General features: G+C 64.3%; 14 protein-coding genes. 7 read left to right on the forward strand and 7 right to left on the reverse strand.

Going from position 1 to position 16,635, the window contains the following annotated elements:
- Positions 1-162 precede the first annotated feature (162 nt).
- Positions 163-354 carry a twin transmembrane helix small protein gene (locus GSQ89_RS14225; protein ID WP_158926191.1) on the reverse strand — a complete coding sequence of 64 codons (192 nt, stop codon included), beginning with the start codon at positions 352-354 and terminating at the stop codon, positions 163-165.
- Between the two features lie 119 nt (positions 355-473).
- Here GSQ89_RS14225 and GSQ89_RS14230 point away from each other — a divergent pair, with 119 nt between their 5' ends.
- Both GSQ89_RS14230 and GSQ89_RS14235 read left to right on the forward strand, forming a co-directional pair.
- On the forward strand, positions 474-2,870 hold the full coding sequence (locus GSQ89_RS14230; RefSeq protein WP_158926193.1) for a mechanosensitive ion channel family protein: 2,397 nt from the start codon (positions 474-476) through the stop codon (positions 2,868-2,870).
- The gene (locus tag GSQ89_RS14235; RefSeq protein ID WP_158926195.1) at positions 2,845-3,555 is read left to right on the forward strand and encodes a 2OG-Fe dioxygenase family protein; all 711 of its coding nucleotides are present in this window, start codon (positions 2,845-2,847) and stop codon (positions 3,553-3,555) included. The genes GSQ89_RS14230 and GSQ89_RS14235 overlap by 26 nt, the downstream gene beginning before the upstream one ends.
- A gap of 218 nt (positions 3,556-3,773) precedes the next feature.
- Here the strand turns inward: GSQ89_RS14235 and GSQ89_RS14240 are convergent, their stop codons facing one another.
- Both GSQ89_RS14240 and GSQ89_RS14245 read right to left on the reverse strand, forming a co-directional pair.
- Positions 3,774-4,673, reverse strand: a complete 900-nt coding sequence (locus tag GSQ89_RS14240; protein WP_158926197.1) for a LysR family transcriptional regulator — start codon at positions 4,671-4,673, stop codon at positions 3,774-3,776.
- On the reverse strand, positions 4,670-5,584 hold the full coding sequence (locus GSQ89_RS14245) for a retroviral-like aspartic protease family protein (protein ID WP_158926199.1): 915 nt from the start codon (positions 5,582-5,584) through the stop codon (positions 4,670-4,672). The genes GSQ89_RS14240 and GSQ89_RS14245 overlap by 4 nt, the downstream gene beginning before the upstream one ends.
- Positions 5,585-5,696: 112 nt before the next feature.
- Here GSQ89_RS14245 and GSQ89_RS14250 point away from each other — a divergent pair, with 112 nt between their 5' ends.
- On the forward strand, positions 5,697-7,460 hold the full coding sequence (locus GSQ89_RS14250; RefSeq protein WP_158926201.1) for a hydantoinase B/oxoprolinase family protein: 1,764 nt from the start codon (positions 5,697-5,699) through the stop codon (positions 7,458-7,460).
- Positions 7,457-9,514, forward strand: coding sequence for a hydantoinase/oxoprolinase family protein (locus GSQ89_RS14255; RefSeq protein ID WP_158926203.1), 2,058 nt, complete (start codon positions 7,457-7,459; stop codon positions 9,512-9,514). The genes GSQ89_RS14250 and GSQ89_RS14255 overlap by 4 nt, the downstream gene beginning before the upstream one ends.
- Here the strand turns inward: GSQ89_RS14255 and GSQ89_RS14260 are convergent.
- Positions 9,511-10,086 (reverse strand): Uma2 family endonuclease, encoded by a 576-nt coding sequence (locus GSQ89_RS14260; protein WP_158926205.1) that lies wholly within the window; start codon positions 10,084-10,086, stop codon positions 9,511-9,513. The two genes, GSQ89_RS14255 and GSQ89_RS14260, sit on opposite strands and share 4 nt — an antisense overlap.
- An 83-nt stretch (positions 10,087-10,169) precedes the next feature.
- Between GSQ89_RS14260 and GSQ89_RS14265 the strand changes: the two genes are divergently transcribed.
- Positions 10,170-10,460 (forward strand): DUF1330 domain-containing protein, encoded by a 291-nt coding sequence (locus GSQ89_RS14265; protein WP_158926207.1) that lies wholly within the window; start codon positions 10,170-10,172, stop codon positions 10,458-10,460.
- 1 nt (position 10,461) lies between these two features.
- On the opposite strand, the gene GSQ89_RS14270 is transcribed toward GSQ89_RS14265, so the two are convergent.
- A complete protein-coding gene (locus GSQ89_RS14270; RefSeq protein ID WP_216856161.1) occupies positions 10,462-11,340 on the reverse strand; it encodes an MBL fold metallo-hydrolase in 879 nt (292 codons plus the stop codon).
- 84 nt (positions 11,341-11,424) lie between these two features.
- Between GSQ89_RS14270 and GSQ89_RS14275 the strand changes: the two genes are divergently transcribed.
- Together GSQ89_RS14275 and GSQ89_RS14280 are read left to right on the forward strand one after the other, a co-directional pair.
- Complete coding sequence (locus GSQ89_RS14275; RefSeq protein WP_158926209.1) at positions 11,425-11,934, forward strand: thiamine pyrophosphate-binding protein; 510 nt, start codon at positions 11,425-11,427, stop codon at positions 11,932-11,934.
- A 13-nt stretch (positions 11,935-11,947) separates the two neighbouring features.
- Positions 11,948-12,529 carry a thiamine pyrophosphate-dependent enzyme gene (locus GSQ89_RS14280; protein ID WP_158926211.1) on the forward strand — a complete coding sequence of 194 codons (582 nt, stop codon included), beginning with the start codon at positions 11,948-11,950 and terminating at the stop codon, positions 12,527-12,529.
- A 69-nt stretch (positions 12,530-12,598) separates the two neighbouring features.
- On the opposite strand, the gene GSQ89_RS14285 is transcribed toward GSQ89_RS14280, so the two are convergent.
- Both GSQ89_RS14285 and pheT read right to left on the reverse strand, forming a co-directional pair.
- On the reverse strand, positions 12,599-13,450 hold the full coding sequence (locus GSQ89_RS14285; protein WP_158926213.1) for an archaeosortase/exosortase family protein: 852 nt from the start codon (positions 13,448-13,450) through the stop codon (positions 12,599-12,601).
- A gap of 625 nt (positions 13,451-14,075) precedes the next feature.
- Complete coding sequence (gene pheT / locus GSQ89_RS14290; protein WP_158926215.1) at positions 14,076-16,538, reverse strand: phenylalanine--tRNA ligase subunit beta; 2,463 nt, start codon at positions 16,536-16,538, stop codon at positions 14,076-14,078.
- Positions 16,539-16,635 lie beyond the last annotated feature (97 nt).

Genomic DNA, 16,635 nt, shown 5'->3' on the forward strand with positions numbered 1-16,635 from the left:
GAAACCGCACCGCTTCCTAACGACGTTGGTACACAGACACCCAGAACGCTCGGTACCATCCTGGTTCCGAACGTCACTTCGCACCTGCGAGAGGGGCGCCGGACCATATGGGTGGGGTTTCCGCCTGTCAAACGCTGCTGTTACCGACGGGTAAGATGCAGGTCAGGAGCGCAAAAGGCTCATGAGGATCATGAACAGCAGGATCGTCAGCCCCTGCAACAGGACCCGCCATTGCATCAGCTTGTTGGACCGTCGCGGGTTGCCCTCCCGCACCATCCCGACCATCCCGGCCAGCAGCACCCCTAGCGTGGCGAGCATCAGGATACCGACCAGGACCGTCAGGAAAGTGTGCATAACAAGATAATAGGCAGCATCGCCGCCCGCGTCATCCCCGCGTCACAATCGAGTCGGCCCGCCATCCAACCCGGATTTTGCGTTGACCCGACCGAGCCATTTGTGGTCGTACCCGGCGCATGATTCGCCTCGTCCTCATCTTTTTGTGCGCGTTGCTCGTTGGCATCCCGACGCCGTCATCCGCGCAAAAGCCGGCCAGCCCGCCCGCCGCGCAGCCCGCCATCACCGCGGACCAGGCGCGCGCGGCCTTGCAGGTGCTGAACGATCCGGCGAAACGTGCCGCCTTCGCCGCGACCCTGAACGCGATCGTCAAGGCACAACCGGCTACCTCGGCCGCGACTCCGCCCACCACCCCGCCCGCCGCCACGGCAGCCAAATCCGAAACCACGGTCGAGGGCCTGAAGATCCCGCTCGCCCCCGACAGCCTGGGCGCCCAGGTCCTGCTGTCGGCCTCCGACTTCGTCAGCCAGCTTGGCAACCGCGCGACCGACGCGATGGATACGGTGCAGAGCCTGCCGCTGCTCTACGGCTGGGTCGTGATGATGGCGACCAACGACACCGCGCGCGGCCTGCTGGCCGACGTCGTCTGGCGTCTCGCCCTGGCACTGGCCGCCGCCGCCGCCGCCGAGTACGGCCTGCGGCTCGCCATGCGGCGTCCGATTCGCAGCCTGGAAGCCCTGGCCCCCCCGCCACGCCCGACCGACCCCGACGAATCGGTCGAACAGCCCGAACCGGACGAAGATGCCGTCGCCCGTGCCGAGGCAGGAGAGATCGAGGCGCCACTGCCACGCCGCCGCGCCCCCTCCGCCTGGAACCTGCTCAGGCGTGTTCCGCTGGTGATCGCCCGTCTTCTGCTGGAATTGGTGCCCGTCCTCGGCATCGTCCTGGTCGGGCATCTGATCGCCGGATCGGCCCTGGGCGGACACGCCGGCAGCCGGTTGATCATCCTGGCGGTGGTCGATTCCTACGCCGCCTGCGCCGCCATGCTGTGCCTCGTGCGCATGCTGCTGTCCCCCGGCACATCCCGCCTCCGCCTTTTCTACCTGCGCGACACCACCGCCGCCTACCTGATGTACTGGAGCCGGCGGCTGATCCTGATCGCCGTCTTCGGCTACGCGATCGGTGAGGTCGGGCTGCTGCTGGGCCTGTCCGACATCGCGCATGAGGCGTTGCAGAAGGGCGTCGGCCTGATCCTGCATCTCTGCCTGGCGATCATCGTCATCCAGAAACGCCGAGCGGTCAGGCGCCGGCTGCGCGCGCCGGCGGGGGCAACCGGACTGGCCGCCTCGCTGCGCAATCGGTTCGCCAATGTCTGGCATTGGATCGCGCTGTTCTTCCTGATCGCCGGCTGGCTGGTGTGGGCGATCGAGGTGCCGCACGGCTACGAGACATTGCTGCACTACTTCATCGTCACCATCCTCGTCCTGATCGGCGCCCGCCTTGTGCTGCTGGTCCTGCTGGGCGTGGTCGATCGGTTCATGCGGCCGGCCTCGCAAGGCGAGGGCTTCTATCCCGGCATGTATGCCAGGCTGGGGATCTACCACCCGGTCGTGACCCTCGCCCTGCGGCTGACGATCTACCTGCTGTGCGTCCTCGGGCTGCTGCAACTCTACGGCCTGAACACCTTCCTCTGGCTGATCGAAAGCGCGCTCGGCCTGCGTATCCTCTCCGCGAGCGGCACCCTGCTGGTAACCATCGTCCTGGCGTTCGCCGCATGGGAGGCGATCAACGGCGGCTTCCAACAGCACCTGGATCGGCTGCAGCGTGAGGCGCAACTCGCAAAATCCGCCCGTCTGCGCACACTGTTGCCGTTGCTGCGAAGCACGGTGCTGATCACCATCGCCATCATCGCCGGCCTGATGATCCTGGGTGAGATCGGCATCAACATCGCCCCGCTGCTGGCCGGTGCTGGCATCATCGGCGTGGCCATCGGCTTCGGATCGCAGAAGCTGGTCCAGGATCTGATCACCGGCATCTTCCTGCTGCTGGAAAATGCCATGCAGGTCGGGGACAACGTGACCGTGTCCGGGCTGACCGGCGTGGTGGAGGCCCTGTCCGTCCGCACCATCCGGCTGCGCGCCGGCGACGGGTCGGTCCACATCATTCCGTTCAGCTCCGTCACCAGTGTCACCAACGTCAACCGCGGGCTGGGCAACGCCTCGGTGGTCGTCAGCGTTGCCCATGACGAGGACACCGACCGGGTATGCGATGAACTCAAGGCGATCGTGGCCGAGATGCGCACCGACGCCGACCTGTCGGCTAAGATGTTGAGCGACCTGCAACTTTGGGGCGTTGATAAGGTGGATGGCGCCCAGGTGACGATCGCCGGGCAGGTGGTATGCACCGATTCCGGCCGTTGGGCCGTGCAACGCGAGTTCAACCGGCGCATGAAGCGACGGTTCCAGGAGCTTGGGATCAGGATCTTCAACCCGGTGCAGACGATCAATTTGTCCGCTTTGGTCCAGGCTCCTGCCGAAAAAGGGGACGACCATGGACACGCTGCGGCAGCTAACTGACTCGATCCGGACCGACGGATACACCTTCGTCCGCGCCCCGGATTTGCAGGCATTGCTGCTACAGACCGGCCCGCTGACCGACTGGGCCGCGTTCACCGGCAGTTGGGACGACCTGGGACCGGATACCTACATGGCCGACGGCGGTCGCTACCGGAAGCGCCGCCACGCCGTGTTCGCGGCCAGCGGCGACGGGATTGTCCGCCAGCCAGCCCAGCCGCATTACCAGAGCCGCGATTACAATACGCTGAACGGCGGCATCGAGCGTTGGTTCGAACCGGTCACCGAACCCATCGCCGCTGGTCCGGCCATGACGACAATACTGACCTTCTGTCGCTCCCTGTTCGGGATGGTAAGCCCGGCCCACGCTTGGCACGTGGAGGTCCATCAGTTCCGCATCGAGGCCCGCCGCGGTGTCGAAGGCCGTCCAACCCCCGAGGGCATGCATCGCGACGGCGTCGATTACGTGCTGGTCCTGCTGGTAAACCGGGTGAACATCGCCAGCGGCATGACCTCGGTGCATGATCTAAGCGGCAAGGAATTAGGCCATTTCACCCTGACCGCGCCGTTCGACGCCGCCCTGGTGGACGATGCAAGGGTGATGCACGGCGTGACGCCGGTGGAACCCCTCGACCCGGAGGAGCCTGGGTTCCGCGATGTGCTGGTAGTGACCTTCCGGCGGGCGTGACTCCTGAAACCAGCCGCCGCTGATGTAGCCTCGTCGGCACACGGCACACGGCACACGGCACACGGCACCACGGCACCGCCGCACGACCGTCATGCCGACGAAGGTCGGCATCCACGCCTTCGCCATACAAAAACAAAGACATAGACATCAGCCCCCGCCCACCACGACGGCTGCGCGGACAATGCCAACCGACGCGTCAACGCCAACGTCCGTCGCGATCACAGCGTCGCCATCCACCCCGGCCCGATCCGCCGTGCCTCCGTCACCAGCGCGGCGGCCAGCGGCGTCAGCGGTTCCCGCTGCGGATAAATCAGACCGACCGTCGGCGGCGGAGTCGGATCGTCGATCGGAATCGCCCTGATCGGTCCCGGCAGCCCCATCGTCTCGGCCAGCACCGCCGGCATCACACTCGCCCACCGACCCGTCCGCACGTGTGAGAACAGCACCACCATCGAGTTCGATTGCAACGTCGGCGCCGGCTCCACCCCGGCATCGTGCAGCTTCCGGTCGATGATGCGGCGGTTCTGCATATCGGGCGTCAGCAGGCACAGCGGCACGCTCGCCACCTCCGCCCAACTAACGGAATCCCGGTCCCCCAGCGGTCCGTCCGAGGCGATCAGCAGCCGGTAGCGTTCATGATAAAGCGGAATAGCCCGAGCCCGCCCCAGCGGTTCGTTGTCCACGTAGCTCAGGCCCGCATCGACCTCCAGGTTATCGAGCAGGTTCAGGATCTCGATGGACGTCCGCGACAAGATACTGAACACCACCTCGGGGTGCGCGACGTGCAGCGGAGTCGTCAGCGTCGAAACGATCGGCAGGGCGGTCGGTATCGCCGCGATCCGCAGATGCCCGGCCAACCCGCGCTTCAATGCCCTGATCTCATCCCGCATCGCCCGGTAGTCCCCGACGATGCGGCGTGCCCAGTCCAGCACCCGCAGACCCTCGGGCGTGAAGCCGATGAAGCGGGATTGCCGTTGCACCAGCAGGACGCCAAAACTTTCCTCAAGCTGCTTCAATCCGGCCGACAATGTCGGCTGAGTCACCCCGCACGTCTCCGCCGCTCGGCCGAAATGCTGCTCCCGAGCCAGCGCCAGCAGCATCTCCAACTTGTCGATCATGGCGCGTTCGATCGTTTGGACACGAAAACCTGCCGGTTGCGGAACGACAGCCAGACCCGGCGGCCTTGCAGGAACGGCTCCCCGATCAGTGCGTCGCCGACCCCGACATCCGATTGCAAGACGGCCAATTTCGGCGATTCCAGACCGACGGGTCCGATCCGCAACAGGCTGAATTGATGCAGATGGGAGATGGTTTTTCCTGGTCCCACGCCAATCTGGCGGACCGAAGGGTCCCCGGCCATCGTCTGGTCGTTCAGTCCCATCCGGCGCGCCATGTCCACCCCCAGGACGTTGCCCTGTGCCCCGGTATCCAGGATTGCCGTGCCGGCCACGTTATCCAGTTCGAAAGGCAGCAGCAGCCGGTCCTTGCGTGCCGTCACGCCGATGATCTCGACCGCGGGCTCCGGCCACGGCGGCACCGCGCCGGGACACACCCGGCTGCGGTACAGCGTCAGTTTGTGGTCCGGCACGTCGATATCCATGTCGAACGCCAACAGGATGTCCGCCCCCAGCAGGCCATCGGCATCCAGCCCCCGCATGGCGCGCAGATCCAGGGGCCCCACCGCGATCCGGTTGACCGGGAAATGCACGCCGCCGATCACCAGCCGGTCGATGGCCTCATCGTTGGTGGTGATGGAGCCGCCGATACCCGAGGAATGCGAAACATGGCTCGAATCGTGCGCCAATCCCAGCTGATCCGCCGCCGCGTCGCTGATCGTGGTGCGTTCCGCGCCACTGTCGACAACAAGATGAACCCACTTGCCGTTGATGCCGACCGGCACGACCAGCAGGTGATCTTCCACCTGCAACGGCATTTGCGCGATCATGGTCAGGTTGCAATCGATCGCCGGCGGGGCGTCGCAGCGTGCCAGCAGCACCAGAAGCAGCAAAAACAGCGATCGGCGAAGCATGAAGCAGAAGCCCTTGGACGGTATTTGTCCCCGACCATGCCATAACCCGGACCCGGTTGCCATGAACCCGTTTCAGTGGTCGGATCGCTGATCACCACGGAAAAAAGGCGCGATGTCCGACCCGATTACCGAAGAACTGTTCCGCAATGCGATCTCGGCCATCGGCGATGAGATGGTTTTGACGATCTACCGAACCGCCTATTCCGGTGTCCTGAAGAACATCATGGATTACAGCGCGGCCATCTGCGACGCACAGGGACGCCTGGTGGCGCAAGGGTTGTCGCTGCCGGGCCATTTATGCAGCATCCCCGTGGCATTGCAGGCGGTGCTGGCGCAGTTCGGCGACGACGTGCACGACGGCGATATCTTCATCAACAACGACCCGTATTCCGGCGGCATGCACTTGCCGGACATCTTCATCTTCAAGCCGCTGTTCGCGGACGGACGGCCCATCGCCTATGCCGCAACGATTTGCCATCATACCGATGTGGGGGGCCGGGTCCCCGGCTCCAACGCCTCCGACAGCACGGAAATCTACGCCGAGGGACTGCGGATTCCGCCGCTGAAGCTGTATGAGCGCGGGGTCGAGAACAAGACCCTGTTCCGCATGATCCAGCAGAATGTGCGCCTTCCGGGCCGGGTTTTCGGCGATATCCGCTCACAGTTGGCGGCATGCGAGATCGCCGCCCGTGGGATGACCGACCTGGTCGGGCGTTACGGCGCGGACGGCGTCGTGACACTGATGGTTTCGATGATGGACTACTCGGAACGGCTGACCCGGCAATGCCTGCTGGAGTTGCCGGACGGCGAGGCGACCTTCACCGACTGGATCGATGACGATCAGATCGATGTCGGCGTCCCGATCCCGCTGGTCTGCACCATCCGCAAGCGCGGCGACACGATGGAGGTGGACTGGACCGGCAGCGCACTGCAAGTGAAAGGCGCGATCAATAATACATTGAGCTACACAGCGGCGATGAGCTTCACCGCGGTGAAGTCGGTGCTGTCCGTGAACATGCCGAACAACGACGGCGTGTTCCGGCCGATCAAGATCATCGCGCCTGCCGGCACGATTACCCACGGCAAGCTGCCGGCAGCCTGTGCGGCGCGTGGCCTGACCGGATTCCGCGGCGTGGATTGCGCCTTCGGTGCGCTAGCCCAACTCTACCCGGAAAAGGTGTTCGCGGCCTCGGACGGCGGCAATACCGGCCTGACGATCGGCGGGTATGAAAAAGAGCTGACCCCGTTCATCTACGTCGATTTCATTTCGGGCGGGTGGGGCGGGCGGCCCTGGGCGGACGGGTTGGACGGCAACACCTGCATGTTCGCCAACATGGCCAGCTTCTCCGTGGAAGTGATCGAGGCCGAGAACCCGCTTGAAGTGCTGGACTATGAATTTGTGCCCGATACCGGCGGGGCAGGGCGGTTCCGCGGCGGCATGTCGCAGCGCAAGACTTGGCGGATGCTGGCGGACGAAGGTATATTGCAGGTACGAGCCGATCGGCAGACCCATCGGCCGTATGGCTTGCAAGGCGGCGGCCCGGGCGCATTCGGCGTGAACGTAATGAACCCGGGTTCGGCCGACGAAACGAAACTGCACGCCAAGCTGACAATGACGTTGAGGCGTGGCGAAGTCTTCCGCCACGAACTGCCCGGTGCCGGCGGCTGGGGACCAGCACTGGATCGAGACCTCGACTTGGTGGCACGTGATCTGCGCGATGGATTGGTCACCGTCACCGCGGCGGCACGTGACTACGGAGTCGTTGCGGCCGGCGATCCGCCGCTCATCGACCCCGCAGCCACCGAAACCTTGCGTGCTCGGTTACGAATGCAACGAAAACCATTACCCGCCGTGGCGTGGGAGCCGGCGGCATGAGCGTACGCATTGGTATCGACATCGGCGGCACCTTCACCGACCTGGTCGCGATCTCCGGCGACGGGGCCGTGACGACGCACAAGACGGCTTCTACCCCGCATGATTATGGCGATGGCATCATCGCGGGGCTGCGGACACTGCTGGCCGATCGGCCGGGGCCGGTGGCCGACGTATTGCACGCCACGACTGTCGGATCGAACACGGTGCTGGAGCGCAAAGGCGCGAAAACGGCGCTGATCACCACACGAGGATTTCGCGATATCCTGGAAATCCGCGACCTGCGGATGCCGGTGCTGTACGATATCGGCTGGACCAAGCCCAGGGCCCTGGTTGAACGCCGGCTTCGGCTGGAAGTGACCGAGAAACTGCGTCCTGACGGGTCTGTCACTGTCCCGCTGGACGCGGCCAGCCTGGAACCGGTCATCGCGACGTTGCGCGCTGAAAATGTTGTCAGCGTCGCCATATGCCTGCTGCACAGTTACGCAAACCCGGCGCATGAGCGTGCGGTGGCGGCCATGGTCCGCGATGCTATGCCCGACATGGCGATTTCGGTCAGCAGCGAAATCCTGCCGGAGATCAAGGAATATCCGCGCACCAGCACGACGGTGATCAATGCCTACGTGCAGCCCGTCGTGCGGGCTTACATTACCGCTTTGGATGCTCGGCTTCGTGCGCTTGGGATAGAAGCGCCGTTGCAATTGATGCAATCCAACGGTGGCCTGGCCTCGGCATCGTTTGCCGCCGAATCGCCAGCCCATATCATCGAATCCGGCCCGGCGGCGGGTGTCGTCGGTGGCGCGGCCTTGGCTCGGCGTCTGGATGAGCCACGGATCATTACGTTCGACATGGGCGGAACGACCGCCAAGGCCGGCCTGGTCGAAAACGGCGAGGTGCTGCGTACCGAGGCGATCGAGGTCGGCGGCGGCGTGATGGCCGGATCGCGATTGCTGGTGGGCGCCGGCTACATGCTGAAACTGCCGGCGATCGATCTGGCGGAGGTCGGTGCCGGTGGTGGATCGATCTGCCGGCTCGACAGCGCCGGCGCACCAAAGGTCGGACCTGAAAGCGCAGGCGCCGTGCCGGGACCGGTTTGTTACGGTCGCGGCGGCATAGCGCCGACGATCACCGACTGCAATCTCGTGCTGGGCTATCTCGATCCGGGCGGATTGACCGGCGGAACCATGCGCCTCGATTTGGAAGCCGCTCGGGCCGCGATCCAGCGTGATCTGGCGATACCCCTCGGGCTTTCGATCGAGGAAGCAGCCCATGGAATGCTGCGGCTGGCCTCGGCAACAATGATGCGGGCAATACGGGCTGTGTCGGTGGAACGGGGACGCGATCCAAGGCAGTTCGCGATGCTGGCGTTCGGCGGCAACGGGCCTTTGTTCGCCGCCGGGATCGCGGCGGAACTGGGGATTGCCCGGGTCATCATTCCACCGCTGCCAGGCGTATTCAGTGCCTTCGGGCTGCTGGTCGCGGATGCGGAACATCACGCTCGCCAGAGTATCCGCGTCCGCCTGGATGCCGCCGACCCCGATCGTATCAACCGGATTATCGCGGAACTGACCGAAGCAGGAACGCAACGACTGACGCACGATGGTTTCGCACCGGGACGACAGGTGTTCCAGCGGTCCGCATTCGCCCGTTACGCCGGCCAATCGAGCGAGATCGAGGTCGCGCTTCCTGACGGATCCGTTACGCCGGCGACCATTGCCGCCCTCTTCGGCGATGAGCACGAAAAGACGTACGGATTCCGAGCGCCTGAGGGTGAAGCGGTGGAGCTGATCGGGCTGTCGGTGATGGGGCGGGGTTTGCCCGAACAGCCCAGGCTACCGCAGCGAATACCACCCTTCGCACAGTCCGTGCCCGCCAACCGACGCGCCTGGTTCCCGAATGAGGGATGGGTCGACACGCCGGTCGTGGATCGGGCCGAGCTCGTGGGAACGGTTACCGGACCGCTGATCGTGCAGGAGTACGACGCGACCTGTCTGGTACCGCGCGGGATGACGGCGCAAGTGGACAGCTTTGGGAATATCCGGCTGGAGAGGGGTTAGGCGGACTCGGCGGCTTGTTCTTCGATGATCTCGATGCCGGTGTAAAATTCCGCCATCGGGACTTCGACGTCGATTTCCGGCATCCGCAGGGTGTCGTCCGCCGTCAGCGTCGCGGCAACCAGGTCGGTGCCCTTGCGGACGAACACCATGGCGGCGATCGCGTCCTGCTCCAGGATTACGTAGCGCTGGATGGACGGCGTGGCGCCGTATTCGCGCAATTTCGCGATGCGGTCGGTGCGGGATGTGCCCTCGCTGAGAACCTCGAAAACGACTACCGGGTCGCGGATGACGGTGCTCTTGGGTGGAACGGGCGTGCAGGAGACGAAAGCGTCGGGGTAGCGAATGCGACCGGCGACGTCGATCTTCAAATTGGCACCGAATGCACGGCAATGGCGTCCGGCGAGCCGATTTTGCAAGGCAACCAGAATATTGTCGCCGATGACTTGGTGCGCGACCGTGCCGCCAGTCATCGCAACGGGTTCGAAGCCGTCAAATTCCCATCGGAATTCCTGCCTTTCCTCCCAGGCCAGGAACTCGGCGACGGTCATCGGGTGGCGCAGTGCAACGCTCATGCGCCCGTATATAGCACAAGCACCGCCAATTGTCGCCGGTCCTGATGAAATGGTAGGTTCCGCGGTCCATCAGGAGGAACACAATGGCCAAGACATATTGGATCAGCAGCTATCGCGCCGTCACCAACCAGGACAAGTTGGCCGCTTATGCCAAACTGGCCGGTCCGGCGATCGCCGCCGGCGGCGGAAAATTCCTGGCCCGCGGCACGCCGGCGAAAACGTACGAAGCCGGGCTGAACCAGCGCACCGTGCTGATCGAGTTCGACAGCCTCGCCCAAGCCACCGCCACCCATGACAGCCCCGCCTACCAAGCCGCGCTTGCCGCGCTCGGCGATGGTGCCGAACGCGACATACGCATCGTCGAGGGCGTCTGATTTAGCCGGTAATATACTCGCACTTGAACCCGTCGCCCCACCGCTTGACGTAACCGCGGGACGGCGACGGGAAATGCGCGAAGCAGCACTGCGTGTTGGTATCGCACAGCGATTCCAGCAGCTTCCAGCGGGTGGCCGAACTCTGCTTGCCGTCGTAATCGATGCGCATGAACAGATCGGGCCATTTCGCTTGCAACGGCGTATGGATGAAGTCGCCGGTGAAGATCGCATCCTTGCCGCCCTTGCCCAACGTCACGGCGTAATGATCGATCGTGTGGCCGGGCGACGGGATCAGTGACACCAGGTCGTTCAGGCCGTAATCGCTGGTGACCAACTGGTGGCGCTTCGCTTCCACGATCGGAATGACGCTGTCGGCAATCGGCTCGACCCTGGCCTTGTCGTTCTCGGCCAGCCAGAAATCGAGTTCGGTCTTCGAGAACAAGTATTTCGCCTTGGGGAACGTAGGCACCCAGCGGCCGTTCTCCAGGCGGGTGTTCCAGCCGACATGGTCGACGTGAAGATGCGTACATAGAACGAAATCGATGTCGTCGACGCTCAGCCCGACCTCTTTCAGGCCATCCATGAAAACGCTGTCGGTCTTCTTGTGCCACAGCGGGCGGGCGGGGCGGTCCTTGTCGTTACCAACGCAACTATCGACCAGGATGACATGTTTCCCGGTGCGGATGATGTAGGCCTGGAAGCACAGCACCAGGTTGTCGTTTTTGTCCAGCGCCAGGGGCGACGCCATCCACGGCCGGCTTTCGTCCAGCCGCTCCTTCGTCAGGCCTGGCAGGAACTCCAGCGCGGGTGTGAAGCCGCATTCCATCTCGATGATGCGGTGGACGATCGTGTCGCCGATCTTGAAGGTCGTCGTGGTCACAGTGCCTGCTCCCCTGGTTATGTTCGTCGATCCGATGTTAGCTGCGTATCGGCGGGCCGACAAACAGCCCAAGGGGGAATTGGCATGAGCAGCGAGGCATTAAGCCCCGAGACAGTGATGCGGCAGATGAAGCAGAACGGCGTCACCGACGTCGTGTGGCTGCCGGACAGTGAGACCAACTGGCTGTTTCTGCTGATGAAAGCCGATCCGGACCTACGCCTGGTCGGGGTGACGAGAGAAGGCCACGCCTGCTCCATCACCGCCGGCCTCTACGCCGGCGGACGCAAGCCGATGATGCTGATCCAGAACACCGGAATGTTGGAATCAGGGGATTCGATCCGCGGCTGGCTGATGGGGCTGAACGTCCCGGTGGTGCTGATGGTCGGCTATCGCGGCTATACGCGGCACGGCGTCAACACCGACACCGCCGCGACCTATACGGAACGGTTCCTGATGGCGTTCAACATCCCATTCTTCCTGATCGAGAACGATTCCGACTCCGACCGCATAACGAAAGCGTTCGAACTGGCGGACAAGACCCGCCAACCGGTGGTGGTGCTGGTGGGCGACGAATATCACGGCTTCAACCGGTAGGGGGAATAAGACGATGATGCACACAGCAGAGCTTCTGCAAGTCTTCGCCGCTCACCGGGGCGATGCGATCGTGATCTCGGGCCGGGGCGGCAAGCAGTGGCTGCAGATCAGCGATACCGCGCTGGACCTGCCGCTGGGCGACCCCGCGATGGGTGGTCATTCCGGCTTCGGGCTGGGACTGGCGCTGGCGCAGCCGGACAAGCGCGTCGTGCTGTTCGATTCCGAAGGCGATATCCTGATGAGCCTGGGGCAACTGGCGACCATCGCCGAACAGGCGCCGGCGAATTTCTACCATTTCATCCTGGACAATGAGGTTTACGCCACAACCGGCGGCCAGCCGGTGCCGGGGGCAAAAACGGTCGATTATGCCGCGATGGCCAAGGCTTGCGGCTATCCGCGAGCGTTCAGCTTCTCCGATCTGGCGGATTTCAAACGAGAACTCCCGGCGATATTGGGCGCGCCCGGGCCGGTGTTTGTCGCCCTGAAAGTGTTGCCGGAGGTAGAAAACACGCCAATCGGGCAGCGGGTACGGTGGCGGAAGCGGTCCTCGGACAAGGTCGTCAGCGACGCGCGCGCAGCGTTAGGGGTGGGGTAGAGCGCAGCGTCTCCTCGCTGCGTTGTGGCTCGGGCGCTCCGTCAGCGTCCGCGCCGGCAAATGCGACCGTCAACCGCCGAAGAACGGCGCCGGTGAGATCGGGGCTTCCGGCGATCGGGCCGGTGCCTTTCGATCCGCTCGAAGTACACCCATCGCGACAACCAACGTCGCGGTAAAGGTTGCCGCGGCGGCGAAGTAGTGGCGGCCAACGCCGTCATGCCAGAAGTGGAACATCGGGTAGCTGATCGAGACCAGGAGCAGACGCGCCACGTTGAAAGTGATCTGAATGAAGCCGGCTCGGGCGCCGACCCACAGATCGTGCCGCGTCCAGTAGGGTCGGTACGCCATGGTAATGGTGACCCAGCACAGCATGGCCAGCGACAGATTGTGGAACGATGAACAACCCGCGAGGACTACGACGCTGTGTCCGTTGATCGAGTGGATCACCGTGCCGGACCAGCTTGCGCCAGGCAGGATCATTGAAAGGAGGAAACCAGCCGCTGCCGCGTCGAGCGGAAGAAGAAACGGTGCAACCTTCGTAAACACAAACGGTGCTACAACGGCCTGGACGGCAATCGCGGCGACGATCGTACCTGCGGCTTTTATGTTGGCGTCGCCGAGGTTGCCACACAGAAGGCTCGTCGCGGCGATGATGACGGCTGCTCCGTGAAAGTTGAGCAGCGACAACAAGACGGCGCCAGCAAGGGAAGCGGACTGGAACGCAGTGGCGGGCATCGAACGCGCTTTTGCGAGACAGTAGATCGCCGCGAGCAGGCCGAGCAGTTCGAAGACTTGCAAGCCGCTTTGGGCGCCCACGGCGTCGGCGTCGCTAACCTCGAGCCGAGGCGTCGCCAACATCATTCCGCAAACGACGAATGCCACCACGGCGATCAGTATGATCTTTTGCGTTCGTTGCAGCATTGGGGCCGATCGATCGGAAGTGCCAACGGTATCCATCACCGTCCCGATTCAGCACGGCCTGCTTCGACCGGATGTTTCCGACTTACGAACCGGTTTGGCGGCGCCATCTGATGACACTGGCGATCAGCAAGGCCGCAGCGATGGCACCGGCACCAACCAGGCCCGCACCGATGTCAGGTGCGGGCGCACTTTGTGTGCCACTCCCGGGGCTGCCAGCCCCAAGTAACGAACCAACCAAGTCCAATATAGACCCAAGCATGACGAAGATCCCTGCTGTTAATTTTTGCCTGTCTAAGGTACGGCGCCGCGTAAGACATGATGTAATACATAACTGTGATAACAAGGAAATTTAGTCACGCCCAGAACTTAGCGTCTACGTATCCATTTGATTGATGCGGACGGGCTCGCGGGAGCCGGCACTATCCTTTTGTGGGAGCTCAGGTATCGGATGGGCAAGATCGGGTCATATTGGCCCGATCTTGCTTGATAAACGTCTATTTTGGCGTGATCCACGCCTTCTGTTCCCAAACGATCACGTTCGCGTGTCGCCCTTTGATGCCGCAATGTTCCAACGCGATCGGGTCGGTCTGGTATCGACCTACCCGATGGTGCCGAGTCAGAATGGCTACCGCAGCGTTGCTCCCGTTGCTTTTGCCACGGCGGCGACGACCTTCTGGCTGGCGGCTTCGATTTCGGCGTCGGTCAGGGTGCGTTCCCGGGGCTGGAAGGTGACCTCCACGCCCAGGGATTTCTGGCCGGCTTCCATCTTGTCGCCCGCGTAGACGTCGAACAGGGCAACGGCGGTGATCAGCGTGCGTTCGGCTCCCTTGGCCGCACGCAGGACACTGTCGGCGGCGACGGCGCTGTCGACCACGAAGGCGAAATCCCGGCGGACGGGCTGGAAGGCCGGCAGATCTGGCGCGGCTTTCTTCCGGCGCTTCGGATCGGCGACGGCGTCCAGGTTCAACTCGAACACCACCATGGGGCCGGGCAGGTCCAGCGCGGCGATCAGCCTCGGGTGAATTTCGCCGAAATACCCCAGCACGGTCTTAGGGCCCTGGCGCACCATCCCGCAGCGCCCGGGATGCAGGAACGACGGCGCGTCGGTCGTGACCTGGACGGCTTCCAGCGGCACGCCGACAGCGGTCAGCAGCGCCCACAGGTCGGCCTTGGCGTCCATTGCGTCGACGGGACGCTGCGGCACAACCCAGCTTCGCGGGGTCTGGCCGGCCCGCAGGCCGGCGGCAACCAGTCTCTGACCGTCGGGCGCGTCGGTGGCGAAGGCCGGCCCGACCTCGAACAGCGCAACGTCGGAATAGCCGCGCGCGGCGTTGCGTTTGGCGGCCAGGGCCAGGGTTGCCAGCGGAGTAGGCCGCAACTGGTCCAGATCGGCCGCGATCGGGTTGCTGAGCCTCAGCGCATCCGGGCTGTCGCCAAACCGTTCCGCGTCCGCTCGGGCCATGAAGCTGAAGGTGACGCATTCGATCAGCCCGGCCGCGGCCAAGGTGCGGCGGGCGACGGCGTTGCGTTGCTGGCGCGGGGTCAGTGTCGCGACAGGGACGGGGCTTTCGCGCGGCAGCGACACGGGCGGAACGGCGTCCAGGCCGCGCAGGCGCAGGACTTCCTCGATCAGGTCGTTCTCGGCTTCGATCGCGGCGCAGCCCTCGGCCGCCTTGGCGGCTCTGGCCGGGTCCAGGCCAGGCCACTGGTCCAGCGCGATCGGCGCGGCGATGTCGTTGCGCCAGGAAGGCACGGCGACGGTGACCTGTTCGGCGTCCCGATGACGGACGTCAAAACCAAGGTGCTCCAGCGAGGCGACGGCTTCGTCGGCCGGAATGTCGGACCCGCCGAAGGTCTTCACCCGGACGAACCGCATCGTGGCGTCGCGCTGCCACACGGGTTCGCCGCCCGCCGCGGTGACGGTACCGGCTTCCCCGCCGCACAGTTCCAGGATCAGCGCCGTGGCAGCCTGAATCGCGCCCGGCATCAGCGCGGGATCCAGGCCGCGCTCGAACCGCTGGCGGGCGTCGGAGACGATCTGGTGCCGGCGCCCGGTGCGAGCGACGCGGATCGGATCGAACAACGCACACTCGACGAAGACCGCGGTGGTGGTGTCGTCACAGCCGGTGGCCTCGCCGCCGATAACACCGGCGATGGACTGGACGCCGGCGGCGTCGCAAATCGCGCAGTCCTCGGGATCGACCACATAATCCTTCCCGTTCAGCGCTCGGATTGTCTCGCCGGCGCCACGGCGCAGGGTCAGGGTGTCACCGGACAGCTTCCCCACATCGAACACGTGCAGCGGGCGGCCCAGGTCGAAGGTGAAGAAATTGGTGACGTCGACCAAGGCGTTGATCGGGCGCAAGCCGATGAAGGTCAGCCGGTCTTGCAGCCATTTCGGGCTGGGGGAGTTTTTGACCCCGCGGATGGTGCGGCCGATGATCCAGGGACAGGCCTCGGGGAAATCGATCACCCAGCGCGGGCCGCCGTCGAACGCGGGCGGGATGGCGGCAGGGGCGAATGGTTTCAGCGCGCCGATTCCGGCGGCGGCAAGGTCGCGGGCGACGCCCCGGACCGAGAAACAATCGCCGCGATTGGGGGTGACGCCGATTTCGATGACCGGGTCGTCCAGGCCGGCATAAGCGGCGTAGGACGTGCCCACGGGAGCATCGGCCGGCAGTTCGATAATACCGGAATGGTCGTCACCAAGGCCCATTTCGCGCGCCGAAAGCAGCATCCCGGCGCTTTGGACGCCGCGGATTTCGCCAACTTTCAAGGTAATGCCGGTGCCGGGGATGAAGGCGCCGGGCGAAGCGAAGACAGCCTTCATGCCGGTATGCGCATTGGGTGCGCCACAGACGACCGAGACGATGCCGTCACCGGTGTCCACCTTGCAGGCGCGCAGCCGGTCGGCGTTCGGGTGCTGCACCGCCTCGATCACGTGGGCGACACGGAACGGGGCGAGAGCGGCCCCGGGATTCTCGACGCCTTCCAGTTCCAGGCCGATCTGGGTCAGCGTGTCTGTGATCCGGTCGAGCGAGGCATCGGTCTGAAGGTGGGACTTCAGCCAGGAGAGGGTGAATTTCATGGAATGGCCCTCGTGAGCGTCGGTCGTCTCGTCGTCATGGCCGGGACACGCCCACGGCTGTCTGGCACGATTTTTGAGTCCTGAACGCAATATTTCG

This window comes from Acidisphaera sp. S103, assembly GCF_009765975.1.
Lineage (GTDB): Bacteria > Pseudomonadota > Alphaproteobacteria > Acetobacterales > Acetobacteraceae > Rhodopila.

What these genes read in the sequence shown, in the direction of transcription:
- GSQ89_RS14225 (WP_158926191.1), bottom strand. Translation starts at nt 354, where the DNA reads ATGCACACTTTCCTGACGGTCCTGGTCGGTATCCTGATGCTCGCCACG.
- GSQ89_RS14230 (WP_158926193.1), top strand. Translation starts at nt 474, where the DNA reads ATGATTCGCCTCGTCCTCATCTTTTTGTGCGCGTTGCTCGTTGGCATC.
- GSQ89_RS14235 (WP_158926195.1), top strand. Translation starts at nt 2,845, where the DNA reads ATGGACACGCTGCGGCAGCTAACTGACTCGATCCGGACCGACGGATAC.
- GSQ89_RS14240 (WP_158926197.1), bottom strand. Translation starts at nt 4,673, where the DNA reads ATGATCGACAAGTTGGAGATGCTGCTGGCGCTGGCTCGGGAGCAGCAT.
- GSQ89_RS14245 (WP_158926199.1), bottom strand. Translation starts at nt 5,584, where the DNA reads ATGCTTCGCCGATCGCTGTTTTTGCTGCTTCTGGTGCTGCTGGCACGC.
- GSQ89_RS14250 (WP_158926201.1), top strand. Translation starts at nt 5,697, where the DNA reads ATGTCCGACCCGATTACCGAAGAACTGTTCCGCAATGCGATCTCGGCC.
- GSQ89_RS14255 (WP_158926203.1), top strand. Translation starts at nt 7,457, where the DNA reads ATGAGCGTACGCATTGGTATCGACATCGGCGGCACCTTCACCGACCTG.
- GSQ89_RS14260 (WP_158926205.1), bottom strand. Translation starts at nt 10,086, where the DNA reads ATGAGCGTTGCACTGCGCCACCCGATGACCGTCGCCGAGTTCCTGGCC.
- GSQ89_RS14265 (WP_158926207.1), top strand. Translation starts at nt 10,170, where the DNA reads ATGGCCAAGACATATTGGATCAGCAGCTATCGCGCCGTCACCAACCAG.
- GSQ89_RS14275 (WP_158926209.1), top strand. Translation starts at nt 11,425, where the DNA reads ATGAGCAGCGAGGCATTAAGCCCCGAGACAGTGATGCGGCAGATGAAG.
- GSQ89_RS14280 (WP_158926211.1), top strand. Translation starts at nt 11,948, where the DNA reads ATGATGCACACAGCAGAGCTTCTGCAAGTCTTCGCCGCTCACCGGGGC.
- GSQ89_RS14285 (WP_158926213.1), bottom strand. Translation starts at nt 13,450, where the DNA reads ATGCTGCAACGAACGCAAAAGATCATACTGATCGCCGTGGTGGCATTC.
- pheT (WP_158926215.1), bottom strand. Translation starts at nt 16,538, where the DNA reads ATGAAATTCACCCTCTCCTGGCTGAAGTCCCACCTTCAGACCGATGCC.